Source organism: Vibrio sp. Sgm 5, from assembly GCF_026241575.1.
Taxonomy (GTDB): Bacteria; Pseudomonadota; Gammaproteobacteria; order Enterobacterales; family Vibrionaceae; genus Vibrio; species Vibrio jasicida.
Genome location: NZ_JAPHPY010000006.1, coordinates 107675 through 133308, shown reverse-complemented (window position 1 = coordinate 133308; position 25634 = coordinate 107675). Strand labels below are relative to the sequence as shown.

The 25634-nt window shown below is 45.6% G+C and carries 21 protein-coding genes, 4 tRNA genes and 1 other annotated feature; of the genes, 10 read left to right on the top strand and 15 right to left on the bottom strand.

The features are described 5' to 3' along the window. Positions 1-52: 52 nt before the first annotated feature. A complete protein-coding gene (locus OQJ86_RS05405; protein ID WP_265987006.1) occupies positions 53-1285 on the bottom strand; it encodes a CinA family nicotinamide mononucleotide deamidase-related protein in 1233 nt (410 codons plus the stop codon). A gap of 199 nt (positions 1286-1484) precedes the next feature. Between OQJ86_RS05405 and OQJ86_RS05400 the strand changes: the two genes are divergently transcribed. Both OQJ86_RS05400 and OQJ86_RS05395 read left to right on the top strand, forming a co-directional pair. Beyond that, positions 1485-2387 carry a DUF3943 domain-containing protein gene (locus tag OQJ86_RS05400; RefSeq protein ID WP_038871838.1) on the top strand — a complete coding sequence of 301 codons (903 nt, stop codon included), beginning with the start codon at positions 1485-1487 and terminating at the stop codon, positions 2385-2387. A gap of 240 nt (positions 2388-2627) precedes the next feature. Next, positions 2628-3140, top strand: coding sequence for a glycine cleavage system protein R (locus OQJ86_RS05395; RefSeq protein WP_038871841.1), 513 nt, complete (start codon positions 2628-2630; stop codon positions 3138-3140). A gap of 80 nt (positions 3141-3220) precedes the next feature. Here the strand turns inward: OQJ86_RS05395 and nspC are convergent, their stop codons facing one another. The 10 genes from nspC to uvrY form a co-directional block, all read right to left on the bottom strand. Then, complete coding sequence (gene nspC / locus OQJ86_RS05390; protein WP_265987002.1) at positions 3221-4354, bottom strand: carboxynorspermidine decarboxylase; 1134 nt, start codon at positions 4352-4354, stop codon at positions 3221-3223. Positions 4355-4691: 337 nt separating this feature from the next. Then, positions 4692-5945 carry a carboxynorspermidine synthase gene (locus tag OQJ86_RS05385; RefSeq protein ID WP_265987000.1) on the bottom strand — a complete coding sequence of 418 codons (1254 nt, stop codon included), beginning with the start codon at positions 5943-5945 and terminating at the stop codon, positions 4692-4694. Positions 5946-5963: 18 nt separating this feature from the next. Further along, positions 5964-8855: a pyridoxal phosphate-dependent class III aminotransferase gene (locus tag OQJ86_RS05380; RefSeq protein WP_265986998.1), complete on the bottom strand. Its 2892-nt coding sequence runs from the start codon at positions 8853-8855 to the stop codon at positions 5964-5966. 755 nt (positions 8856-9610) lie between these two features. Further along, positions 9611-9686: transfer RNA gene (locus tag OQJ86_RS05375), tRNA-Gly, on the bottom strand. Positions 9687-9697: 11 nt separating this feature from the next. Next, positions 9698-9784 (bottom strand) — tRNA-Leu (locus OQJ86_RS05370). A gap of 80 nt (positions 9785-9864) precedes the next feature. Beyond that, positions 9865-9940 (bottom strand) — tRNA-Gly (locus OQJ86_RS05365). A gap of 21 nt (positions 9941-9961) precedes the next feature. Further along, positions 9962-10035, bottom strand: a tRNA-Cys gene (locus OQJ86_RS05360). A gap of 398 nt (positions 10036-10433) precedes the next feature. Continuing rightward, on the bottom strand, positions 10434-10991 hold the full coding sequence (gene pgsA, locus OQJ86_RS05355) for a CDP-diacylglycerol--glycerol-3-phosphate 3-phosphatidyltransferase (protein ID WP_005530466.1): 558 nt from the start codon (positions 10989-10991) through the stop codon (positions 10434-10436). A 46-nt stretch (positions 10992-11037) separates the two neighbouring features. After that, positions 11038-12900, bottom strand: a complete 1863-nt coding sequence (gene uvrC, locus OQJ86_RS05350; RefSeq protein ID WP_081094937.1) for an excinuclease ABC subunit UvrC — start codon at positions 12898-12900, stop codon at positions 11038-11040. Then, positions 12872-13516, bottom strand: a complete 645-nt coding sequence (gene uvrY / locus OQJ86_RS05345) for a UvrY/SirA/GacA family response regulator transcription factor (protein WP_005434947.1) — start codon at positions 13514-13516, stop codon at positions 12872-12874. Before uvrY ends, uvrC begins: the two co-directional genes overlap by 29 nt. 429 nt (positions 13517-13945) lie before the next feature. On the opposite strand from uvrY, the gene OQJ86_RS05340 reads away from it, so the two are divergent. Continuing rightward, positions 13946-16309, top strand: a complete 2364-nt coding sequence (locus OQJ86_RS05340; RefSeq protein ID WP_265986993.1) for a DNA polymerase II — start codon at positions 13946-13948, stop codon at positions 16307-16309. A gap of 26 nt (positions 16310-16335) precedes the next feature. Here the strand turns inward: OQJ86_RS05340 and OQJ86_RS05335 are convergent, their stop codons facing one another. Next, positions 16336-17103 (bottom strand): nucleotidyltransferase, encoded by a 768-nt coding sequence (locus OQJ86_RS05335; RefSeq protein ID WP_038880500.1) that lies wholly within the window; start codon positions 17101-17103, stop codon positions 16336-16338. 187 nt (positions 17104-17290) lie between these two features. On the opposite strand from OQJ86_RS05335, the gene yeiP reads away from it, so the two are divergent. Further along, positions 17291-17857 carry an elongation factor P-like protein YeiP gene (yeiP, locus tag OQJ86_RS05330; RefSeq protein ID WP_005431209.1) on the top strand — a complete coding sequence of 189 codons (567 nt, stop codon included), beginning with the start codon at positions 17291-17293 and terminating at the stop codon, positions 17855-17857. A 2-nt stretch (positions 17858-17859) separates the two neighbouring features. Continuing rightward, positions 17860-18180: an HI1450 family dsDNA-mimic protein gene (locus OQJ86_RS05325; RefSeq protein WP_005431208.1), complete on the top strand. Its 321-nt coding sequence runs from the start codon at positions 17860-17862 to the stop codon at positions 18178-18180. Positions 18181-18345: 165 nt separating this feature from the next. Here the strand turns inward: OQJ86_RS05325 and rluB are convergent, their stop codons facing one another. Continuing rightward, the gene (gene rluB / locus OQJ86_RS05320) at positions 18346-19284 is read right to left on the bottom strand and encodes a 23S rRNA pseudouridine(2605) synthase RluB (RefSeq protein ID WP_038871854.1); all 939 of its coding nucleotides are present in this window, start codon (positions 19282-19284) and stop codon (positions 18346-18348) included. A gap of 345 nt (positions 19285-19629) precedes the next feature. On the opposite strand from rluB, the gene OQJ86_RS05315 reads away from it, so the two are divergent. Next, positions 19630-20340, top strand: a complete 711-nt coding sequence (locus tag OQJ86_RS05315) for a calcium-binding protein (RefSeq protein WP_038871856.1) — start codon at positions 19630-19632, stop codon at positions 20338-20340. 112 nt (positions 20341-20452) lie between these two features. Here the strand turns inward: OQJ86_RS05315 and OQJ86_RS05310 are convergent, their stop codons facing one another. Together OQJ86_RS05310 and rnm are read right to left on the bottom strand one after the other, a co-directional pair. Beyond that, complete coding sequence (locus OQJ86_RS05310; RefSeq protein WP_102386973.1) at positions 20453-21073, bottom strand: L-threonylcarbamoyladenylate synthase; 621 nt, start codon at positions 21071-21073, stop codon at positions 20453-20455. A gap of 39 nt (positions 21074-21112) precedes the next feature. Next, complete coding sequence (rnm, locus tag OQJ86_RS05305) at positions 21113-21988, bottom strand: RNase RNM (RefSeq protein WP_038871860.1); 876 nt, start codon at positions 21986-21988, stop codon at positions 21113-21115. A 94-nt stretch (positions 21989-22082) separates the two neighbouring features. Between rnm and OQJ86_RS05300 the strand changes: the two genes are divergently transcribed. The 4 genes from OQJ86_RS05300 to trpD all read left to right on the top strand — a co-directional run bounded on the left by OQJ86_RS05300 (position 22083) and on the right by trpD (position 25622). After that, complete coding sequence (locus tag OQJ86_RS05300) at positions 22083-22208, top strand: trp operon leader peptide (RefSeq protein ID WP_038880506.1); 126 nt, start codon at positions 22083-22085, stop codon at positions 22206-22208. Next, positions 22155-22258: a sequence feature (Trp leader region), on the top strand. Its footprint overlaps the gene before it by 54 nt. Positions 22259-22383: 125 nt before the next feature. After that, positions 22384-23949 (top strand): anthranilate synthase component 1, encoded by a 1566-nt coding sequence (locus OQJ86_RS05295; RefSeq protein ID WP_265986977.1) that lies wholly within the window; start codon positions 22384-22386, stop codon positions 23947-23949. A gap of 16 nt (positions 23950-23965) precedes the next feature. After that, positions 23966-24574: an aminodeoxychorismate/anthranilate synthase component II gene (locus OQJ86_RS05290; RefSeq protein WP_265986975.1), complete on the top strand. Its 609-nt coding sequence runs from the start codon at positions 23966-23968 to the stop codon at positions 24572-24574. A 37-nt stretch (positions 24575-24611) separates the two neighbouring features. Beyond that, on the top strand, positions 24612-25622 hold the full coding sequence (trpD, locus tag OQJ86_RS05285) for an anthranilate phosphoribosyltransferase (protein ID WP_038871865.1): 1011 nt from the start codon (positions 24612-24614) through the stop codon (positions 25620-25622). Positions 25623-25634 lie beyond the last annotated feature (12 nt).

The following is a 25634-nucleotide window of genomic DNA, read 5'->3' as shown; positions in this document are numbered from 1 at the left end:
AAGACAATCGTCTTGGCTTTTTGCTATGTAAATTGGGCAGTCTGCCATTAGCCTAAAGCGCACTACTTGGAATGTGCATTTCTTTGACTTTCTCTAAGAAAGCGTATTGTGCAGACATTGGCTTGCGTTCCAAATAACGACGTAGCATATCTAGTGCCGCCGCGCTGATGACTTTCACTTGGTCGTCACGCTGGTATTTTCTCGATAACTTATACAACGCGCCCCACTCTCCCGTTGAAGTGGAAAGTGCGACAGAGAAAACGCCCTCATCAAGCTTACCTGTGACTAACGCTAAATCAGTACCACACTTCTCACGCGTCGCCCCCGCCAACGCAAACGTCGCCGCTAACGGATCACCTTCATCAGTAATGGTTTGGCTCTGCGCTGAGAGCACCCATCCATGTCCAAATTGTTTTTCGACGTTCTCATCGCCATTGAGCCAATAAGTTAAATGCCCGGCACTGCTCTTCTCAGAAACCGATAAGGTTAACCCTTTCTCCACCAGCAAGTGGCCGACGTGCTCAACCATTGGTGTGTCAACGCTCACCGTGTTGCTCTCAAGGTGTTTGTGAATGAGCTGCATGAGCTTCATACGCTGCTCTAGTTGATTAGATGGCCCAAACAGCTTCACTTCGATAAAAGGCAAATAAGAGCGGTAGCCAAGCTCATAACCTTGCGGCAATTTCATTTGATCGAGCTTGTCAGAAATACCAGATTCAGAGAGACCAAAGGTATAAATTCGACTGCATGACGAGCTTTCGATTTCAGGAAACTGTTTTTTTAAATCAGGCAGAATCTGCGCCTCTGCCATCAACTTAAATTCACTTGGCACACCAGGGGTAAAATAGAAAACCGCATCATTGATCAGCATCTTAAAACCACAAGCGGTGCCGATTGGGTTATCTACGATTTCTGCCGTCTCTGGCAACATCGCTTGCTTGAGGTTGCTGGCTGGCATTGGGATACCACGACGAGCGTACATCGACTCCAGATTCTCTAACCAATCTTTGAACAGTACTAATTTACATTCGGCGGCTTTTGCCGCTGCAGCGGCGCTCATATCATCTGTAGTTGGGCCCAAACCTCCATTAACAATAACAACATCGTTGTTAAAGCTAAGCATGAGAAATTCTTCAATAAGGCTCGACTGTTTATCTCCGACCGTCGAGCGCTTGGTTAAGCCAAATCCATGTTGATAAAACAAGCTCGACAACCAAGCTGCATTCGTATCAACAATATCACCGTGAAGCACTTCTTCTCCGGTACTAAGCATCGAAATTTTCACAACTGACTCCTGGAAATAGGCAAAATTCACTTTTTTTCGACATTGTGCCTATATCGTTTTCTTTTTATTAGACTAATCTCTTAGTCAAATTGTTGAGATTAAATGTAGGTCAAGTATTTAAATGGCTGTTCTTTTAAGGGATAATTGTGAGCCCGATCATCAAACCAACAACTCGGAGACCTCTGTGTCAAAATCATCCATGTTCAAGAAAACGCTAAGTGGTCTTGTTCTGACAGCATCTGCTTCAGCAAACGCAAGCCAGTACGATATGACTAATCATATTGAGTTTTCTTACACGCCTGATTGCTTGTCAGGTTACTGCGAAACAACCACTCTGTATAGCTTCGAGCCACAAAATCGTAGTTTCGCTATGGGTCTGGATAATGATGACTCTTTAAACCTTGACGCTGGTCTTCAACCAAAACACCTCATCATCCCTAAAGATAAAGATTGGGACTATTTAATGGGGCAGACATACACCATTCTTGGCTTGAGTGTCGCAACCGTCGGTTTGATGACACTGTTACCTGAAAGCATCACGAAATGGGACGATGAAGATCGTGACATGAGTAAGCTTGGTAGTAAATGGAAAGACAACGTTTCAAGCGGTCCAGTTTGGGATCGTGATGAACACTTCCTAAACTACGTTATGCACCCTTACTTTGGCGGTGTTTACTATACGGCTGCACGTCACGCGGGTTACAACGAGTTTGAATCGTTCCTATACTCAGCGACCATGTCGACTTTCTTCTGGGAATACGGCGTAGAAGCATTTGCAGAAATCCCATCATGGCAAGACTTGTTTATTACTCCATTTTTTGGTGCCGTGGTAGGTGAAATGATGCTAACAGCCGAGCAGGACATTATTGCCGGCGGCGGTGAAGTGATGGGTTCAGAAACGATGGGTGATGTATCTCTGTTCTTCCTAAACCCTGTAGGTCATATCCACTATTGGGTATCCGATGCTTGGGGTGGTAGCGCAGAATTCCAGTTCAGCTCGTCCCCATGGTTCGGCAACCAAGACGCAGCGAAATTCGCGATGGACGCTGGCGCAAGCTACGACAACGTCTTCTACGGTTTCGAAATGAAGGTAACCTTCTAAAACCAAACATTTAAGAAGCAGCTCACGGGCTGCTTTTTTTGTGCCCCAAGCATAGTTTTCATTATTTGCATCACGAATTAGCGTCAAAAATTGACCTTTGTCAAACCTACCCCTCCCCCAACATCTACACTGAATTTAAGGAAAAACTCTATTAACTTAAGTTCTTGAACCTTAAGCCCAAATAACTATAGCGATACGTCTACCGTGCCGCACCCAAACCTTATTCCGGGAGGGGACATTATGAACACAGTGTTTATCGTTAATTTTGTCGGTCAGGCATCACCAGCGACCATTAAACAGCTTGCAGCTGTTACACACGAAAACGACGGCAAATGGTTAATCAGTAAAGTGAACTTTATTGAAGATCAGGTCGCCGGTGTTATCAAGGTTGAACTTCCTGAAGAAAACGCAGACATTGTTAAAGAAGCGTTTTCAGCGTGCCAAACATTGGTCGTAAAATTTGTTGATTCAGAGCCGCATGCTCACTCAGAAGATACGGTTTTTCAATTACGTCTGGATGCGAACGATCGAGCTGGTATCGTCAATGAAATCACTCATGTCCTCGACGGGCAAGGCATCTCTATTCTCGATATGGACTGCCAACGTGTGTTTATTGCTGGCGGAGGTGGCGTTAGCTCGAGCCTCTTCAGCGCAAAAATGGCGATTAAGTTACCAAGTGAGTTGGGCATTGATGACGTAGCGAATGAGCTTGAAGCATTAAGTGAAGATACACGCGTTATTGTGGAAGGTTAACGCACTATTCAAACGCTTTCATCCAATAAAAAAGAGCAGCGTTATGCTGCTCTTTTTACGTTCAACCAAATGAAATAGGATTACTTCACTGTCCATTGAGACAGAGAGCGTTTGAAATCTGAGTAATCAAATTCATTCAACTTTTGAATCTCGCCGTTTGAACGTTCACAGTATACCGAAGGCATACGCAGACCGTTAAACCAGTTCAGCTTAACCATGGTGTAGCCCGCGCTATCTAGAATATGTAGACGTTGGCCGATCTCAAGCGGTTGGTCGAAGTTCGCCACGCAGAACTGGTCACCCGCTAAGCAAGAGCAAGAACCAATCACGTATTCATGCTCGCCGTTTTCAGAGGCTTCTAGAATTGACGCGGGTTCATTGTAAATAAGCGTGTCTAAGCGATGCGCTTCCGTTGCAGAATCCACAATCGCCGTCTTCTTCACGTTTTCTACGACATCCACTACGGTAACCACAAGGTCCGTGGTCTTGGTAATGATGGCTTCGCCCGGCTCCAAATACATTTGTACACCGTGCTTCTCGGAGAAAGCTTTTAGTGCTAAGCCTAGCTTCTCAATGTCATAACCCGGCCATGTGAAGAACACGCCGCCGCCCATACTTACCCAATCAAGCTTATCTAAATGCTCACCAAACTGTTCAGAGATAGCATCCAACAAGCCAATAAACGCATCGACGTCTTTGTTCTCACAGTTCATGTGGAACATCACGCCATCAATGCCATCGAAGGTTTCCGGCTTGATATGGTCTGCTTGTACGCCAAGACGAGAGAACTGACGAGCAGGGTTCGCTAAGTCTTGACCTGCGTAGCTCACACCAGGGTTTAAGCGCAAACCAATCGACGCTTTGCCTTCAACAATATGACGGTATGCCGCCAACTGTGACTGAGAGTTGAAGATCATCTTGTCACAGATATCGGCTACTTCATGGACATCATCTTCGCTGTAACCCACGCTGTATGCGTGTGTCTCTCCGCCGAAAGTTTCATAGCCAAGCTTTACTTCAAACGGGCCAGAGCTGGTTGTCCCGTCTAAGTAAAGCTTGATGATGTCGAACACGCCCCATGTTGAGAAGCACTTCAGTGCCAACACCAGTTTCACACCAGAGATATCTTTCAGCTGTTTTGCTTTCTCTAAGTTCTCAACCAACTTGTCTTCATTGATCATGAAGTACGGGGTTTTCAGTTGCTCTTTACTCATAACTAACCATTTATCAACGATTAACCCCCTCTAACACCCTCTTAGAAAGGGGGAGGATTAAACCAAGCCACCTCTACTCTTGCCAAAAAAGTGGAAAGATTGAAGCTATACCCAGTAAATCCCTGTTCCTCTCCTTACAAAGGAAAGTGGAAACCGTACTCGGTTTGCCTCAGCTTCCCCCCTTTTAAAAGTGGAAGATTTGAAACTAAGATCGGCCTGTCTTTGCTCCTCCCCTTTTCAAGGGGAGGCTGGGGGGGGGTAACCTTAAATACGACAAAAGCAGCCACGGCTTCACGCCATGACTGCTCGAGTAATCTAAATAAGTTTAACCTTAAACTTATTTGTTCAGTTCGTGAATCAGCGGCAAACCTTGACCTGCTTCTAATTCCTGAACATGCCAATCAAGGCCGATAGTTGGCATTGTTTCTAGGAACGGGTCTGGGTTTAGTTGTTCCATGTTGAACACACCTTTATCTGCCCATTCGCCGCGGAAGAATTGCAACGCAGCTGTAATTGCTGGCACACCTGTTGTGTAAGAGATCGCTTGGTGTTCTACATCTTCGTAAGCCACTTCGTGGTCTGCGTTGTTGTAGATAAACACGCTACGCTCTTTGCCGTCTTTCTTACCTTGAACCCAAGTACCGATACACGTTATGCCAGTGTAGCCTGGCGCTAAAGACGTTGGATCTGGCAACATCGCTTTTAATACGTGTAAAGGTTGTACGACTGTACCATCGTGTAGCGTTAGCGGATCTGGGCTCAATAGGCCGATATCACGCATTACATTGAAGTAGTTTAGGTAACGGTCACCGAAACCCATCCAGAATTCAATGCGTTTAGCAGGGATGAACTCTTTCATTGAGCGAACTTCATCGTGCGCCATTGAGTACACTTTGTGTGAACCACAGTTCGGGAAATCGAACTCTAGCATACGAGAGTGACAAGGTACTTGTTTCCACTCGCCATTTTCCCAGTAGAACGAATCGCCTTGGATCTCAAGCATGTTCGTTTCTGGGTCAAAGTTCGTCGCAAACTTCTTACCGTGGTCGCCTGCGTTCACGTCCATTACGTCGATAGTGTCAATTTCATCAAACAGATGCTTCACTGCGTACGCCGCAAATACTGATACTACGCCTGGATCGAAACCCGCACCTAGGATACCTGTGATACCCGCTTCTTCGAACTTCTCACGGTAGCCCCACTGCCAATCGTAAGCTTCTGGTACTTGTTGGCCTTCAGAACATAGGTCTACTGCTACTGATGTATCTAAGTATGAAACTTTTGCTCGGTAACACGCTTCCATGATTGGCATGTTAACCCACGGAGGACCCGCGTTAATCACTAGATCCGGTTTGACTTCTTCAATAAGAGCAACCAGAGAATCTACGTCGTCAGCATTCACTGCACGCGCGTCTAGTTTCTTAGCTGAATCTTTCAGGTTGTTTTTCTTCTGAATCGATTCGATGATCTTCTCACACTTACCGATAGTACGTGATGCGATTGTGATATCACCCAGAACGTCGTTGTTTTGTGCTGCTTTATGTGCAACAACCCAGCCAACGCCGCCTGCACCAATCTGTAGAACTGCCATAGTTTTCCGTTACCTTTATTAAACTAGCTCAACTGCTAGCGTGTTGATTTTCAAGAGCAAAGATTCAAAGTCCGCTGTCGTCAAACAAGGATTCAAAATCGTAAATTTAAGAGCGGTCTTACCATCAACAATGGTTTCACCAAGAACTGCAATACCGCGAGTCAGCGCTTCAAGACGCAATGCTTTGTTCAGTTCATCTAGATCAGCACACACGTTTGTTACGGGAACGTTTGTTGCACGGAATAGAACTGTAGAAAGTGCTGGTTCAGCGAGAAGTTCGAACTGATCGTGGTTGCGAATCATGTCAGCAACTTGCTGTGTTTGTACCAATAAGTGGTCGTACATATCGCCAAGCGTCTTAGGACCGACGTTTTGCATCGTCATAAAGACTTTCAATGCATCAAAACGCTTCGTGGTTGCGATAGATTTGTCGACCAAGTTTGGTAGCTCATCATGTTCACGGTTTAGGTAGTCAGCATGATGAAGTAAGAACTTAAAGTTCGACTTGTCGTTCACCAGCAACGCGCCACAACTGATTGTTTGGTAGAACAGTTTGTGGAAGTCGACACTGATTGAGTGTGCACGCTCTACACCTTTCAGGCGTGATTTGTAGCTGCTAAGAATCAATGCACCACCGTAAGCGCCATCCACGTGCATCCACATTTCGTGTTTCGCTGCCATATCAGCAATGAAATCTAAATCGTCAATTGCACCGTGATCAGTCGTACCCGCTGTGCCAACAATAGCGAATGGAATCAAACCTTCTGCTTTTGCCTGCGTTAGAACATGATCTAACTGAGTAATGTCCATTGTGCCGTCAGCGTTCGCATCGACGGTCATCACGGCTTTCTCACCTAGCCCCATCCAAGATGCTGACTTTTGAACCGTGAAGTGTGATTTCTTAGAGCACACAATGCGCAGTTTGTCGGCGTAATCAGGAAGGCCCAGCTTTTGGATTGAGTGGTTGCTTAGCTTGTCAGCAATCCAGTCACGCGCCAGCATTAAGCCCATTTGGTTGCTTTGTGTGCCACCGCTAGTGAAGATGCCATCCGCCTTATCACCAAGCTCGAATTTGTCACACAGCCAGTTAATTACCTTCTGCTCAACGTAAGTCGCAGACGATGCTTGATCCCATGAATCCATTGATTGGTTCAACGCTGCAATCATGACTTCTGCCGCTACCGCAGGCATGAGAGGAGGCGTATGCAAGTGAGCAATACAATCAGGGTGGTGAGTGAAAATCGCATTCTTCGCAACAAGCTCTGCTGATTCATCAATCACTGATTTTAGCGATGCGTTTTTGTTGTCTAGGTCGACCGCGTTAATCGCCGCTTCCAGCAGTTTAGGTTCCATTCCCGAGTATGGTGAATTCACCTGCTCAAACACTGACTTCATTGCTGCAGTCATGTGATTCATCACAGACGCAAACTCAGTACCACCAAGCTCACCGGTTTGAATGAAGTGCTTCTTCCACTCTTCTTGTGGGTCTGTTTCAACGTGGCTACCACCCGCCGCGATAATGGCGTCTTCCAATACTCGGAGGGCAAAGTCGATTTGCTCGAAAGAGATGATAAGTGGTGGAAGGAAACGAATCACAGAGCCGTCACGGCCGCCCTTTTCTACCATCAAGCCACGTTCAAGTGCCGCGCGTTGAATATCTAGAGTAAGTTGGCCATCCGACAAAGGCTCGCCGAACTTATTTAGTTCGCCGTTTGGACTCTTAATTTCTACACCCAGCATTAAGCCTTTACCGCGAACATCTGCAATACAGTTAACGCGTTTTTGAATGCTCTCAAGACCAAAGCGTAGGTACTGGCCTGCAACGTTTGCATGCTTTACAAGGTTGTCGCGCTGGATGATTTCTAGTGCTTTTGCACCTGACACCATTGCTAACTGGTTGCCACGGAAAGTACCAGTGTGCTCACCTGGCTTCCATGTATCGTGTTGTTTGTTGATCACCAATAGTGACATTGGCAAGCCACCACCGATCGCTTTAGACAAACATAAAATATCAGGAACAATACCCGCTTCTTCAAACGCGAAGTTGTAGCCCGACTTGCCAACACCACATTGAATTTCATCGAAGATCAACAAGATACCATGATCATCACAAATACGGCGTAGTTCACGTAGCCAGAACGCAGGAGCAGGAATAACACCGCCCTCACCTTGTACCGGTTCTGCAATGATTGCAGCAGGTTTCATGATGCCTGCTTCGTCGTCGTTCAGTAGACGCTCGATGTAACGAATACTCGCTTTCGCACCCTCGTCACCGCCTAGACCAAACGGACAACGTAAGCTGTATGGGAAAGGCATAAAGTGTACGTCTGACATCAAACCGGTACGACGAGCCTTAGTGCCCAAGTTACCCATCATGCCCATGGTGCCGTTCGTCATGCCGTGGTAGGCACCGCGAAAAGCAAACATGGTATTACGACCTGTGGTTTGCTTCGCCAGTTTGATCGCGGCTTCAACAGCATCTGCACCAGAAGGGCCACAAAACTGAATCACACAGTTGTCGCTCAACTCTTGAGGTAGGAAGCCTTTAACAGACTTAATGAAATGCGTTTTCGCAGATGTTGCGATATCCAGAGTCTGGTACGGCAAACCAGAATCCAATTGTTCTTTTAGCGCTTGGTTGATTTCTGGGTGGTTATAACCCAGAGCCAAAGTGCCCGCCCCCGCAAGACAGTCTAAGAAGATTTGACCACGAGTGTCTTCAACCAAACAACCATAGGCTTGTTTTATCGCGATTGGCAGACGACGTGGATAAGATCGAACCTCAGATTCATGCTCCGCCTGATCAATAAGAATTTGATCTGGCGTTAAATCATACGTTCCTTCAACTACAGGAACCTGGGAAGAAAAAAAGTTTGCGATAGTATTATCGACTTCAAAGGCAGTGCTCATACTACATAATCCCTTGAATTATAATGATTCTCTTTCCTGTATTTATTATCGTTAGTATTAAATAACAGGAGATACAGATACACCTCCGCATTCGTCATTACTTAAATGACAAATACAGATAACCCGTCACGACAAGCGCGACTTTTATAAATATTGGGAAGTAATCAAGGTTCCGTAATGCATCCGTTTTGTAAAACAGGACATTTCGGCAGTATGAAGCTGATTAGTGTGTGGTTGTTAAAAGGTTTCAATGTTGGGTTTCCCATAAACATGCTGCGTTTACAGCATTAGTATCCCGTCTATCGACAAATGGCTTTGCCGATACCTACCCTACGTAGTGTCACAATCAGCTTGAATGGTCACTACGCGTATCCCCCAGAGAATCAAATGTCGTAAAAGTTACGCTCCGAGATTGCGCGCGAATTTATCACAAAATAAAATCTTCTGGCAATATGTTTTCACAGGTTGCATATTGATTGAGATCACAAACAACAGCAAACGTTTACTCCATTCATTTTTAATCATATCAAACCGTATCGCTGCAGTTTTGCACCGCAAAGGTTCGTGCTTTAGAGGAAACAGACTATCGATAACAGCAATTCAAGGAATGGAAGAAACGGCTCAGAAGATCTGAAAAGAAAAAGCGTGAGAGGCATATTCAAAGCCCACCACTAAAAATGAATCCTTGATGAAAACAGCCATGAGGAATGACAGATACGAAAAAGCCCAGCATAAATGCTGGGCTTTTTCGTATCTGGAGCGACACACGAGGTTCGAACTCGTGACCTCAACCTTGGCAAGGTTGCGCTCTACCAACTGAGCTAGTGTCGCAGATTTTGAGATGGTGCCCCGGGCCGGACTTGAACCGGCACAACGCGAACGTCGAGGGATTTTAAATCCCTTGTGTCTACCAATTCCACCACCAGGGCACACAAATTTCTTTGTGATGCCTTTACAGAAAAGTAAAACACCATCATCTGATACCGCTTAACGCCATATCATTTTTATTTGGAGCGACACACGAGGTTCGAACTCGTGACCTCAACCTTGGCAAGGTTGCGCTCTACCAACTGAGCTAGTGTCGCATTCATTCTCAAAGAGAATAATGGAGGCGCCTCCCGGAGTCGAACCGAGGTCCACGGATTTGCAATCCGCTGCATAGCCACTCTGCCAAGGCGCCTCATTCATGAAGGAAGGTCAACTTCTTTCACCACCCTTTCGAGCAATGCTCTCTTGGGTACGGGATGCATTCTACGGATTCGAGCGATCGAGTCAACACTATTTTTATTTTTTTAAATCGTTTGACCAGATTTTGTGCGAAAGACGGTAAATTGATTAGTTTTAATACTGAGAATCTCCCAAATACACTTGTTTATCATGAATTTTGGGCTACTTTCCCTCCCTTTATCATGTATTCCGCTAGCCCCCAACAGTAGAGAAATTCGTACTTGAGTATCCGACCACGGCCCAGCGAGTAAGAACCAGACTTAGATCACAATTACTATTAAGGCTGCTTTCTCTCAGGCAATAAAAAAGCAGGCTAATAGCCTGCTTTCTAAATTCATCTGTTTCGATTACTTAGTGATGTTCTTCATTAAGTAAATCATCTTTCGCCGCAGCTAGGTATTGAACCATAGACCAGTATGTTAAGAACGTGGCAACGTAAAGCGCTCCAAAGCCAAGCCATACCATCCAGTCGTCGTAACGCCAGATCAAAACCCAAAGGGCGAACATCTGAGATACGGTTTTGACTTTGCCGACCCAAGAAACCGCAACACTCGCACGTTTACCGATTTCTGCCATCCATTCACGCAATGCAGAGATGATGATTTCACGAGCAATCATTGTGACGGCTGGAATCGTTACCCAAATCGAGTGGTAATGCTCAGTAATCAAAATCAGCGCTGTCGCCACCAGTACCTTGTCTGCTACTGGGTCAATGAAAGCACCGAATCGAGAGGTTTGGCCTAACTTACGGGCTAACATGCCATCTAACCAATCGGTAAAACCCGCAACCCAGAAAACCATTGCCGCAGCAAAAGGAGCCCAAGAGTAAGGTAGATAGAAAACAACCACGAAAACTGGGATTAGGAACAGTCTAAGTAGAGACAGAATGTTCGGGATATTCAAACGCATTTTATTATTCTCTTACACATTGCGTGTTAATGTTGCGGGATTTTCCTTATTGTTTCAATGCTTGGAAAATAATTTCTGCCAAAGAGTGACTAATTCCTGGCACTTTGGCGATTTCTTCGACACTTGCCCGCTTGAGTTCTTGTAAACCGCCCATGTATTTCAGCAAAGCTTGACGACGTTTGGGACCAACGCCTTCAATCCCTTCTAACGCACTGGTACGTCTGGTTTTTCCGCGTTTAGCTCTATGACCTGCAATAGCATGATTATGGCTTTCATCGCGAATATGTTGAATGAGGTGCAGTGCTGGCGCATCACTTGGCAAGTTAAACTCCTCACCATCTACGGTAATTAAGGTTTCAAGCCCCGGCTTACGGGTTACCCCTTTTGCGATACCGATCATCGTTGGACGCTTTGGCCAGTCTCCCCAATATTGCGAAATGATCTCATGAGCTCTATTTAGCTGACCTTTACCACCATCGATAAAGATGATGTCTGGGATCTTTTCTACGTCCAACTGCTTTGAATAACGACGCTCTAACGCCTGCCCCATCGCAGCATAGTCATCACCACCTGTAATGCCCGTGATGTTGTAACGGCGATATTCTTGTTTTACCGGGCCTTCGCCATTAAATACCACACACGACGCAATCGTACTTTCGCCCATCGTGTGCGAAATATCGAAACATTCCATACGACTTATCGACTCCATTCCCAACACCTCACGCAGCGCTTTGAAGCGTTGGTTAATGGTCATCTTATGGTTAATCTTAGTCGTAATCGCCGTCAATGCGTTGGTGTTGGACAGTTTGAGGTAACGAGCACGAGAGCCTGTCGGTGAAGTATGAAATTGCACCTTACGCCCTGCTACGTCACTTAACGCTTGCTGTATAGACAACACATCCTCACCTAGCTCTTGGTTCAAAATAATGCGAGAAGGGATGGTGCGCGCCTCGTTATGACTCAAATAGTACTGAGTAAGAAAGCTATCGAAGACTTCTTGTTGACTGGTATTGTGCGGGATCTTAGGGAAATGACTGCGACTGCCTAGCACCTTACCCTGACGGATCATCAGGATATGGATACAAGCGATGCCGTTTTCTTGTGCAAAACCGAGTACATCCATATCGTCCATGCTGTCTTCAGAAACATATTGTTGCTCCTGCACACGGCGAATGGCTTGAATTTGGTCTCGGAACTTAGCCGCGTCTTCAAAGCGGAGCTGCTGACTGGCCAACTCCATCTTTTCGATGAGTTGCTCTAGCACTTGCTTATCTTTGCCTTGCAAGAACAACCGGACCAAACCCACCAGTTCAGCATATTCTTCGTCGGAAATAATGGTGCTGACACAAGGTCCTGCACAGCGACCAATTTGATACATCAAGCACGGTCGAGTTCGGTTAGAGTAAACCGTATCTTCACACTGTCGAACGGGTAAGATTTTTTGCAATAAATGCAACGTCTCGCGCACTGCACCAGAATCAGGATATGGACCAAAGTACTCACCTTTACGTTTTTTAGCACCACGATGCATAGATAATCGAGGATGTTTATGTCCACTAATAAAAATGTAAGGATAGGATTTATCATCACGTAGTAGGACATTGTACTTGGGTAAATACTGCTTGATGTAGTTATGCTCAAGAATGAGCGCTTCCGTCTCTGTATGAGTTACTGTGACATCAATCTTGGCGATATTGCTAACGAGGGCGCGGGTCTTTTCACTGTCTACTTTTTTACGAAAGTAACTGGAAAGACGCTTTTGAAGATCTTTGGCTTTGCCTACGTAAATAACAACAGCCTCGGCGTTGTACATTCTGTAAACGCCGGGCTGATGAGTTACTGTCTTGAGAAAGGAAGCCGAATCGAAGGGAGGATTCACACTAAAGGGTCTCGGTGTCCAGCATTCCATGGCGAATCGCTAAGTGTGTTAACTCAACGTCACCGTTAATGTCCAGTTTGCTAAACAGACGGTAGCGGTAGCTGTTGACTGTTTTTGGACTTAAATTCAATTGTTCAGAAATATCCGTAACTTTCTGACCTTTGGTGATCATCATCATGATCTGTAATTCGCGTTCTGAAAGGTCTTTAAATGGGTTTTCAGAGGCTGGTGAGAATTGACTCAACGCCATTTGTTGCGCGATCTCTGGGGAGATATAACGCTGCCCACTATTAACTACACGAATTGCATTAACCATTTCATCAGGACCTGCGCCTTTGGTCAAATAACCAGAAGCCCCTGCCTGCATCACCTTAGTAGGGAACGGATTTTCCGTATGAACGGTTAGTACGATGATTTTTACATCAGGATTCACGCGAAGAATTTTTTTCGTGGCTTCCAAGCCGCCAATTCCTGGCATGTTCATATCCATTAAAACAACGTCGGCATGATTACTGCGACACCATTTTACTGCTTCTTCACCGCTGTCAGCTTCTCCTGCTACGTTCATTCCACGGACGTCTTCAATAATACGTCGTATCCCTGTGCGAACCAGCTCGTGATCATCTACAAGGAAAACATTTATCAAACTTGTATCTCCACACTTTTATTGGCTCTGCACCCACATAACTTGGTTAAATGTGGATATCAGTATGAGTGCCTATATAATAACGCATTAGGCAAAAAATTGCTTTCTATGAATATGTGCTCAAACGCAAAATTTGGCAAGAACTTATTCATAAACCACTCTATTATTTGAGTGAAAGACCTGCAAAGCCGAAATTTAAGACAAGCTAATTAACAACAGAAATTCCCATAAATCAAGCAACTAGGTTTCATATTGTTTAGCAGTGCGCAATATCAACCCTAAATGGTTATTCCATAAGCGAGCAAACGTGGCCTAACAAGCGAAAACATGGGTTCTTCTTCCCCCATACCGACTCAGGGTTTTACTGGTTATTTTTACAGTTCTTAATGTTAGAATAGTGAACTCAAAGAATTATAAGGTTTCTCTCTTTTGAATATCCAACAAGGCTTCCTACTCACTCGTCAAGCACGAGACATCAAAGGCCAAACGCAAATTGAACTTTGGCTTTCGACAGAGGACGGACCAACTCAATTGCTGATTCATGGGGAAAAACCGGTGTTCTTTGTTGAACAAGCGCACCTTGAACAAGTCAATATGCTGGCTGCTTCAAAACAGCTCGAGGTGTCAGTAAAACCACTCCAACTCAAAAACTTCCAACACTCAGCTCTCGCGGCTTGCTACACCCACAACACCAAAGACGCTTTCGCTTTGCAAGATGCTCTGACACAAAATGACATCATTCATTATGAAGGGGATGTGCGCTTAGCTGATCGCTACCTTATGGAACGTTTTATCAAAGGTAGTATTGAGTTTAAGGGCAACCGACAGTTCCTTAATGGCTTCCAACGTGTCCAAAATGCGAAATGCCGTAGTGGCGAATATGAACCAAATCTGCACGTTGTTTCCCTTGATTTGGAATGTTCAGAGAAAGGCATTCTTTATTCAATCGGTTTAGACAGCCCTGTAGATTCTCGCGTAATCATGATTGGTGAACCGGAGCCCGCAGAAACAAAAATCCAATGGGTGAAAGACGAGAGAGCATTACTTGAAGCTATGATTGATTGGTTTAAGCAGTTCGACCCGGATGTCATTGTTGGCTGGAACGTCATTGACTTCGACTTCCGCCTCTTACACAAACGTGCAGAATGGCACAGTATGAAGCTAATGATTGGTCGAGCGGATCAAGCCAGCTTTTTCCGGAGTTCAGCGCAAAGCCAGCAAGGGTTTATCTCGATTCCCGGCCGTGTGGTTCTCGATGGTATCGATACCTTAAAGACAGCAACATATCATTTCCGTTCATGGTCACTTGAGTCTGTATCTCAAGAGTTGCTTGGCGAAGGTAAAGAAATTCATAACGTGCATGACCGAATGGACGAGATCAATCGCATGTACCGATTGGATAAGCCCTCTCTTGCAAAATATAACCTGCAAGATTGCGTTTTGGTAAATAAGATTTTCGACCATACCCACCTACTCGACTTCGCTATTGAACGATCACGTTTAACTGGAGTGGAACTGGATCGCGTAGGGGGCTCAGTGGCAGCGTTTACTAACTTGTATTTGCCACAGATTCACCGTGCAGGTTATGTCGCACCTAACCTACATCCCGAGAACTGGATCGCTAGCCCAGGCGGTTATGTGATGGATTCTATTCCGAATCTGTATGACTCAGTCTTGGTATTGGATTTTAAAAGCCTATATCCATCGATCATTCGTTCTTTCTTGATTGACCCAATGGGCTTAGTCGAAGGTTTACAGCTTGAAATCGGCAAGGCAGATGATGAAGCCGTCCCGGGATTCCGTGGCGGTCAGTTCCATCGCTCGAAACACTTCCTACCGGAGATGATTGAGAAGCTGTGGGCCGCGCGTGATGTCGCCAAAAAGAATAACGAGAAAGCCTTTTCGCAAGCAATTAAGATCATCATGAACTCATTCTATGGTGTGCTAGGTTCGTCTGGCTGCCGTTTCTTTGATACCCGCCTTGCTTCAAGCATCACCATGCGTGGCCACGAGATCATGAAGCAAACCAAAGTGCTGATTGAAGACAAAGGCTATCAAGTGATTTATGGCGATACCGATTCCACCTTCGTATCTTTAAATGGCGCTTATAGCCAAGAAGAGGCGGATGAGGTTGGGAATACACTGGTCGACTACATCAACCACTGGTGGACGGAACACTTAAGGAGTGAATACAACTTAACGTCTATTCTCGAAATTGAATACGAGACCCATTACCGCAAGTTCTTAATGCCGACAATTCGTGGGGCAGAGACAGGCTCTAAGAAACGTTACGCCGGACTGATTGGCGAAGGCGAACAAGAGCGCATTATCTTCAAAGGATTAGAAAGCGCTCGAACTGACTGGACGCCTCTGGCACAGAAGTTCCAGAACACCTTGTATCAAATGGTTTTTCACGGTGAAGATCCAAGTGACTACGTGCGAGAAATGGTCGAGAAAACCAACAGCGGCGAATTCGATGATCAATTGGTGTATCAGAAACGCCTACGTCGAAAGCTGCACGAATACCAAAAGAACATTCCACCACAGGTGCGAGCCGCACGCTTAGCAGATGACATCAATGCTAAACTTGGGAGACCGTTGCAGTATCAAAACCGTGGTCGAATCGAATACCTGATTACCGTAAATGGACCAGAGCCACACGAATACCTAAACAGTCCTATCGATTACCAACATTACATTGATAAACAACTAAAGCCGGTCGCCGATGCTATTCTGCCGTTTATCGGCACTGACTTTGAGCAACTGTCAGCGCCTCAAATGGGATTATTTTAGAAGATACTGCGCATAGATGGCGTGGCTTAACCTATTCGGAACTCGGTTTTTTGATACTGCTTTACAAGCCAACTTCCAAAGCCATCCATCAAACCAAGTACAGAGCGTTTGGGAATTGCTCGACCAGCCAGCAAGATACCCAAACGTTCGATCTCCAATTGCTTTTCAGGGTGATACTTCAAAAATACCTCACCGCATTCAACAGGATCATCAAACCAACGTTTATCTCGATACATCACCAACGAATAAGACGCTCGCAGTAATTTCTTCGCAATCACGATTTGTGCCGCTACCTGCTCTTTTACGCTGCTGGCTTGGCTAATCTTACTTCGATAGACTGAGATCCAATCTTCCACATCCATATTCCAGTGTTTAGCAATTTCCCAACTTGGAACATAATCGCCAAAACAATCGCCTAAGCTCTCACCATACACACAAACGCAACAATGCTTGAGCATAAACCCCCAAGTAAAAATACTGTCTAGGTTTGCTACCTCACTCACCAGCGCGGTACGAATAGAAACACCTTGAACTTGTGGGTGTCCCTGCTGCGCTCGCCATTTGATGGTGTTGAGTATTGTTGCTCGGTTGTTTTCAAAACTGGACTTCGTTACCACCACCAGATCAAGATTTGATTTACCTGCAATGGCACTTTTTCGCGCAACACTGCCATACACGTAAACACTATGCAGGTTAGCACCGAGGCCGCCTTTTAGGCACGCTAGCACCTCTCGAATAAGAGGTTCAAATTCTGGTTGGAAAGGTTGTTTTGGATTGATAACAGAGAGAGACATTGATTGAAACGCGATCTCGAGTTTTTAGCGAACGATGGTCAATATGATCCACTAGCTATGGTTTTGAATCAAGCCCATTCAGCCGTTTCATTAGGATTAAACAACAACGATTAATTTTGGTGCCAGACAAACAAGTTAGCGCTATAATCACCAAGTTTTGCTTAATAAGTGTAAATAGGAAAATACAATGCCAAAGGCAAGTGAAATCAAAAAAGGCTTCGCAATCGAGTCTAATGGTAAAACTCTTCTAGTTAAAGACATCGAAGTTACGACTCCTGGTGGTCGTGGCGGCGCTAAGATCTACAAAATGCGTTGTACAGATCTAAACACTGGCGCTCGTGTAGATGAGCGTTACAAATCTGATGATGTGGTTGAAACGGTAGAAATGAACAAACGTGCAGTTGTGTACTCATACGCTGATGGCGATGAGCACATCTTCATGGATAACGAAGACTACTCACAATACACATTCAAACACAACGAAGTTGAAGATGAGCTTCTGTTCATCAACGAAGACACTCAAGGTATCCACCTTATTCTAATCAACGGCTCTGCTGTTGGTATCGAGCTTCCTTCTTCTGTTGAGCTAGTGATTGAAGAAACTGACCCTTCAATTAAAGGTGCATCTGCATCTGCACGTACTAAACCAGCACGCTTTGCTTCAGGCCTTGTAATTCAAGTTCCTGAGTACATCGCGACTGGTGACCGCGTGATCATCAACACGACTGAACGTAAATACATGAGCCGAGCATAAGCATGTCTGATTTGATTTCTTACGACGACGTTATCGACGCTGCGTACGACATCTTCCTTGAAATGGCTCCAGATAACCTAGAGCCAGCTGATGTCATTCTGTTTACTGCGCAATTTGAAGATCGTGGTGCCGCAGAGCTTGTTGAAACCGGTGATGACTGGGTTGAACATGTTGGCTTCGACATCGACAAAGAAGTGTATGCAGAAGTTCGAATCGGCTTAGTAAACGAGGAAAATGACGTACTTGATGACGTTTTTGCTCGTATGCTAATCAGTCGAGACCCAGAACATAAGTTCTGTCATATGCTTTGGAAACGTGATTAACGATTTCCTCATCATTATCAAAAACACCAGCCTCACGCTGGTGTTTTTTTTATATCTGTAAGTCAAAGTTACTTATGATTGGCAAACACGAAAGATTACGAACGCGAAACGCTAGATAAGAAAAAGGCTTGCCAAGTGGCAAGCCTTTCTAATTTTCGCTATCGATTAACGATGCTTGTTGCGTGCACCCTGATCACCTGCGCTCTTCTTTGGCTTACGGCGAGAAGGGTTGTTGCTGCGGCCTTTAGGCGTATTTACGCGCTCTTCGTGACGCTTAACAGCGCGACGGATTTTTTGGCTACGAGCACGTTCACGTTTACGTGAGGTGTTGTCTTTGTTCAGATCAAGCATGGTTTCTTTTTCTGGACGAAGCTCTACCAATTCGCGTAGGTAGTTTACTTCTTTAAGATCAAGTTCCATCCAACCACCACGAGGCAGTTTCTTATCCAGATAGATATCACCGTAACGAACACGTTTTAGGCGGCTAACCGTCGTATCTTGCGATTCCCACAGACGGCGAACTTCACGGTTACGACCTTCGTTGATAGCAACATAAAACGTGTGGTTCATACCTTCACCACCCGCATATACCACATCTTCGAAACGTGCCATACCATCTTCAAGTTCAACACCACGAACTAAGTTTTTCACTTTCTGTTCAGTTACTTCGCCGAAAACACGAACAAGGTATTCACGCTCAACTTGACGGCTTGGGTGCATAAGGCGGTTCGCCAGTTCCCCATCTGTTGTAAACAGCAGCAAACCTGATGTGTTAGCATCAAGACGACCTACTGAAATCCAACGAGAACCACGGATCTTTGGCAGACGATCGAAAACAGTGCGACGACCTTCTGGGTCGTGACGAGTACACAGTTCACCTTCTGGCTTGTAATAAGCCAAAACACGACAGATCACTTCTTCTTGTACCTTCGCAGACACAACGTGACCATCGATACGAACTACGCTGTTCTCATCTTCTAGTCTTTCACCAAGTTTAGCTACGACTCCGTTCACGCTAACGCGACCAGATTTAATTAACGATTCAATCTCACGACGAGAACCGTGACCTGCGCGTGCTAATACTTTTTGTAACTTTTCGCTCATTTATCTACCTATGTGTCGTCTTCACAGACGTCGAGACCAGAATTGGTCTTCATTTTGCAAGTTACCCATGTAAATGGGATTTTTTCGGTCGGACATTATACGAGATTCTCCCATTTAATGTAAGTGAAATCGTCCAGATTCTCTCGTTAAAATCTCGCTCTAAAACTCACACTTAACTCATCATCTTCTCCAACTTAGTACTAAGCCGCACTAGGGTAGAACCGCACTATTATGGGTCTGTCCACACCTCTGAATTTTTGGTGCACCTGATAAAATTATCAAGGTTATAAGAAAGATAACTGTTCAGCTTGCTAGCTCCCTTAATCAGATGAAAAGGAATAATAAATGTCTCATACAAATCTTGACCTAAATTGGATATTTGGCACCTCAGAAGACGATAACATGACCGGAACAAAAGGCTCAGATACCAACGACGTTTTCGTCGGTTTTGGTGGCGATGATAAGTTTGTTGGTTTCGACGGAAATGACTATGTCTTTGGTTGCCGTGGTGACGACACTCTATTAGGCGGCAGAGGTGATGACTTACTGGCTGGTGGTTCAGGCGACGATTACTTGTCTGGCGGCTTGGGTAATGACTCTCTATTTGGTGGTTGTGGTGACGATACGATTTTCGACTACTCTGGCAACAACTTCATCAATGCCGGTTGGGGTGATGATACGGTCGTCGTTGGTGATGGCAACTCTGTGATTGCTGGTGGATGTGGTGATGACACGTTCGTAATGACAAACCGTCTTGCGGTTGGCGTTCCAGATCAGCCAGTTTCCTCAAACGACATTGAAGTGAAAGCAGAGATCCTAGACTTCAACATTTGCCACGATAAGCTTGTATTTGATATGGGTCTCGATACCAACGACGATGGTATTCGCGACACGTTCCTCGATTCCGCAGACGACCTAACGCTGTCATACAACGACTTTGGTTGGGCTGTGTTCTCTAGCGACGAGTTTAATGTGGAAGTAACGTTGAAAGGTATTGATGCGGGTTACATGAACTACATTGAGCACCACAATATCGATATCTTTGACTTCGCATAATCCACGAATGTGAACTTCTACTCATTGATTCAAAAATTAAAGGGAGGCGTCTTCGCCTCCCTTTCTTATTTAGCTTTGTGCTAGTTTCGTATTTGCTTTTGAGTTGACGAGCTTACTCAAATGGCGCTGGGTCACCAGCACCTACGCGCGCTATCACTTGCTCACCATCACTAAAGTCAATCACTGTTGTCGGTTGCTCACCCAGATACCCACCATTAAGGATGACATCAACCGCGTGCTCTAATTTGTCACGAATATCCTCAGGGTCCGATTCCGTCACGTCACTACCTGGCAAAATTAGCGATGTTGACATCAACGGCTCGCCAAGCGCTTCTAATAAGTCCAATGCGATACGGTTATCTGGAACACGGATACCAATCGTTTTGCGTTTTGCGTTCATCAAACGACGCGGCACTTCTTTTGTGCCTTTGAAGATAAAAGTGTAAGGACCCGGTGTGTTGTTTTTCAGTAGTCGGAATGCCGAGTTATCCACTCGAGCGTACAGAGAAAGCTCCGACAAATCGCGACACAACAACGTAAAGTTATGCTTGTCATCCAGACGACGGATCTGACAAATTCGTTCCAGCGCCTGCTTGTTCTCCAATTGACAGCCTAGTGCGTAACCTGAATCGGTTGGGTAAACCACCACACCGCCGTTACGAATGATTGCTACTGCTTGATTGATCAAGCGAGCCTGTGGGTTTTCTGGATGAACGTAAAAAAACTGGCTCATTGTAATTCCTCATTATCGAACCTCTCGGCTCTATATTTTTTATGGCGTTTCGACTTCGTCAGGTTGAGCATTCAACGAAGGATCAATACCCCAATCTTTCCAAACTGGTTCTACACCCGCAGGCAACCAGAGGTTTCTTCCCAACTCCATCCACGGTGACGGATAGTGAAAATCACTGCCTTGAGAAGCTAATAGTTTGTATTGTATAGCATAATCAGCCAAGTTGCGTCTTTCTTGTTGTGCTTGTTGGGGCTGAGCCACTTCCATAGCATCACCACCCGCCTCCACAAACGCAGCCAGCATTCGCTTCACCCATTTGGCGGTAAGTTGATATCGCCCTGGATGTGCTAAAACCGCTTGTCCACCAGCAGCATGAATCGCGTCGACAGCGTCTTTCATCGAACACCAGTTCGGTGGAACATAACCTGGATTGTTACGCGTCAAAAACTTCTTGAACACCATCTGCATGTTCTTTGCGTAGCCATTGTCCACAAGCCATTTAGCAAAGTGAGCTCGTGTGATTGGCGCATCACCGGCAATTAACTGAACTTCTTCGAGCACCCCATCGCGAGTGGCTTTCTGTAGACGCTCTGCAATCAGCTGCGCCCTTGCTACGCGATGCGTTTTCTGTTGCTGAATTAGCCCAACCAATGCTGGGCTTTCCGGATCAATATTCAAACCCACAATATGGATGTCTTTGTTCTGCCAAACAGTCGAGATCTCGATACCGTTAATGATTTTGAGCGGCAGATTATTTTCTTCAACGTATTGCTTGGCCGGAGCTAAGCCGTCAACCGTATCATGATCCGTGATCGCCAAAACCTCGATATCAAAACTTAGTGCCCGATCCACCAAATCACTCGGCGCAAATCGACCATCCGAGGCTGTAGTGTGGCTGTGTAAATCAATTCTCATCTTTTTGTCGTTTTAATGCTGTTTTGGGGTTGACTTTTTATCTCTGCACTAGTTAACTAGTACACAAATACGAAGTACCTATTTAAGGCTCACCATGTTACAAGAATTTAACCAAAACCAGAAAGCGAAAGTTTCGGTTCGTCTGAATAAGATGAATTCCGTAGACGTTGCTTGGTGGCGCACTTGGACAAGTTCTTGGTGGGCGAACGTGTACTTCTAGTTTAGAGAATTAAATGTCACAAAGCCCGCTACTTCAGCGGGCTTTTTGTTTTGTCGTCCATCTCACATTCAACTGCTTAAACATTCATCGAATATGACCAAAACTTGATTGGGTGAACGTTTGCTTTATGCGACTATGTACGGCAGGAAGATGTAAACAGCTATAAGGAGGTCTTGTGAACAAGGCCATTGAAATTAAGAAACTTGGACAGCTTGAAGTGCTAACGGCTTCCGTCCCTTATACTCAAGACCCGACTCGCTTGTTCCACACTCTATGTGAGAACAAAACTGGCAGCCTATTGCTGGAATCTGCTGAAATCGATTCAAAGCAAGACTTGAAATCCCTGTTACTGGTTGATTCGGCAGTTCGTATCGTCTGCTTTGGTCACACTGTCACCATGCAAGCTCTCACGGATAACGGCAAAAACCTACTAGCACACTTAAACCAAAATGTCCGTGGTGATGTCTCTCGTCAATTTGACGTTGACACATTAACGCTAGAATTTACACAACCATGCGACACACTGGATGAAGATTCTCGTCTACGTGAAGCGTCATCTTTTGATGCACTTCGCTTGGTTCAGCACAGCTTCGATATCTCAGAGCAAGACAAACACGCAATTTTCCTTGGTGGTCTATTTGCCTACGACTTAGTTGCGAACTTCGAACCGTTGGGCAATGCAGAAGCAACTAACCAATGCCCAGACTACGTGTTTTACGTAGCAGAAACGCTATTGGTTGTGGATCATCAGACAGAGTCTTGCCATTTGCAGGCAACTTTGTTTGTCGATGATTCTCAAAAGTCAGCGTTAAAAGCAAGAATCGAAGAAATCAGTACTCAATGTACTTCTCCTAAGCTGCTACCTAGTGCCGCCCAACTTGAGAATGTTCACGCTCAACCTAGCATCGAAGATAAAGACTTCTGCCAAATCGTTCGTGACCTTAAAGAGTACGTAGTGAAAGGCGATGTATTCCAAGTCGTACCATCTCGTCGATTCACGCTACCTTGCCCTTCTCCATTGGCGGCCTACAAAGAACTTAAACAGAGCAACCCAAGCCCTTACATGTTCTACATGCAAGATGAGCTATTCACTTTGTTTGGCGCATCACCAGAAAGCGCGCTTAAGTACGAAACCGATACCAACCAAATTGAAATCTACCCAATCGCCGGCACTCGTCGCCGTGGCAAGCGCCCTAACGGCGAGATTGATTTCGACCTAGATAGCCGCATCGAACTTGAACTGCGCACCGACAAGAAAGAAAACGCAGAACACATGATGTTGGTTGACTTGGCACGTAACGACGTCGCTCGTATTGCTCAAGCTGGCACTCGCCACGTGGCAGACCTATTGAAAGTGGACCGCTACAGTCACGTGATGCACTTGGTATCACGCGTGGTCGGTCAACTACGTGAAGACCTAGACGCACTGCACGCATACCAAGCGTGTATGAACATGGGCACGTTGACAGGCGCACCTAAGATTCGCGCAATGCAGTTGATTCGCGATGTAGAAGGCGCACGTCGCGGTAGCTACGGTGGTGCTGTGGGTTACCTAACTGGTGAAGGCACACTCGACACCTGTATCGTGATCCGCTCAGCGTACGTTGAGAACGGCATTGCTCAAGTTCAAGCTGGTGCAGGCGTGGTGTTCGACTCTGATCCACAAGCGGAAGCAGACGAAACGCGCGGAAAAGCACAAGCGGTAATCTCTGCTATCCAAGCAGCGCATAAGTCACAATAAGGAATAGGGTTCAGAGATGGCTAATATCATTTTTATCGATAACTTTGACTCGTTCACCTACAACCTTGTGGATCAGTTCCGCTCGCTAGGTCACTCAGTCAAGATTTACCGAAACAACATCCCAGCAGAAACCATTGAGCAAGCGGTAAATGAGCTTGAAAACCCAGTGGTCCTGCTATCACCAGGCCCAGGTGCACCGTCAGAGGCAGGCTCAATGCCGGAGCTTATCAAACGTATGAAAGGCAAAGTGCCGATGATCGGTATTTGTCTTGGTCACCAAGCGATTGTTGAAGCATACGGCGGCACCGTTGCTGGCGCGGGCGAAATCATTCACGGTAAGGTCTCTATGATGGAGCACCAAAACCATGCGATTTACCAAAACCTACCATCACCACTTGCAATTGCACGTTACCACTCGCTGGTTGCGACCAAGGTTCCTGAGAGCCTAACCATCACAGCAGAAGTGGATGACTTGGTAATGTCTGTTGTACATGAAGAAGATAAAGTTTGCGGGTTCCAGTTCCACCCGGAATCTATTATGACGACCTACGGAGCGACACTGTTGGCCAATGCCATTGAATGGGCACTAGAAGAACAAACTTCAGCGAACCCACTCACTGCTTAAAAAGCACTTGGCACATAAGAAATTTAGGAGAGGAAATATGGAAGCAATCATCAACCCTATTATTACCAAACTGTACGAGCAAGAATCGCTTACTCAGGAAGAGAGCCAACAGCTATTCGACATCATTATCCGTGGGGAACTAGACCCAATTTTGATGGCATCAGCACTGACTGCACTAAAAATCAAAGGCGAGACACCAGATGAAATTGCAGGCGCGGCGAAAGCACTGCTGGCAAACGCAAACCCATTCCCTCGCCCAGATTACGATTTCGCAGATATCGTAGGTACTGGCGGCGACGGTCACAACACCATCAACATTTCAACCACTGCGGCGTTTGTTGCTGCAGCATGTGGTCTAAAAGTAGCGAAACACGGTAACCGCAGCGTCTCCAGCAAATCAGGCTCTTCTGACCTTCTTGATTCATTTGGTATCAATCTAGCAATGAGCGCAGAAGATACGCGCAAAGCGGTAGACGATATCGGTGTTGCTTTCCTATTTGCACCTCAATACCACGGTGGTGTGCGCCATGCGATGCCAGTGCGTCAAACCATGAAAACACGTACCATCTTTAACATTCTTGGCCCACTGATTAACCCAGCTCGTCCAAACATCGAATTGATGGGTGTTTACAGTGAAGAACTGGTTCGTCCTATCGCAGAAACCATGCTACAAATGGGTATGAAGCGCGCCGCGGTGGTACACGGCAGTGGCTTGGACGAAGTAGCAATTCACGGTGAAACAACCGTTGCCGAAATCAAAGACGGTAAGATCACAGAATACAAACTAACGCCTGAAGACTTCGGTCTAGAAGCACACCCACTAGAAGCGATCAAAGGTGGCGATCCTGAAGAAAACAAAGCGATCATTACCAATATTCTGACGGGTAAAGGTACAGACGCACAATTGGGTGCAGTGGCAGTAAACGTTGCTCTGCTAATGCGTCTATTCGGCCACGAAGATTTAAAAGCCAACACGCAACAAGCGATTGAGGCAATGAATTCAGGCAAGGCTTACCAATTGGTACAACAACTTGCCGCACACGCTTAAGGAATTGAAGAA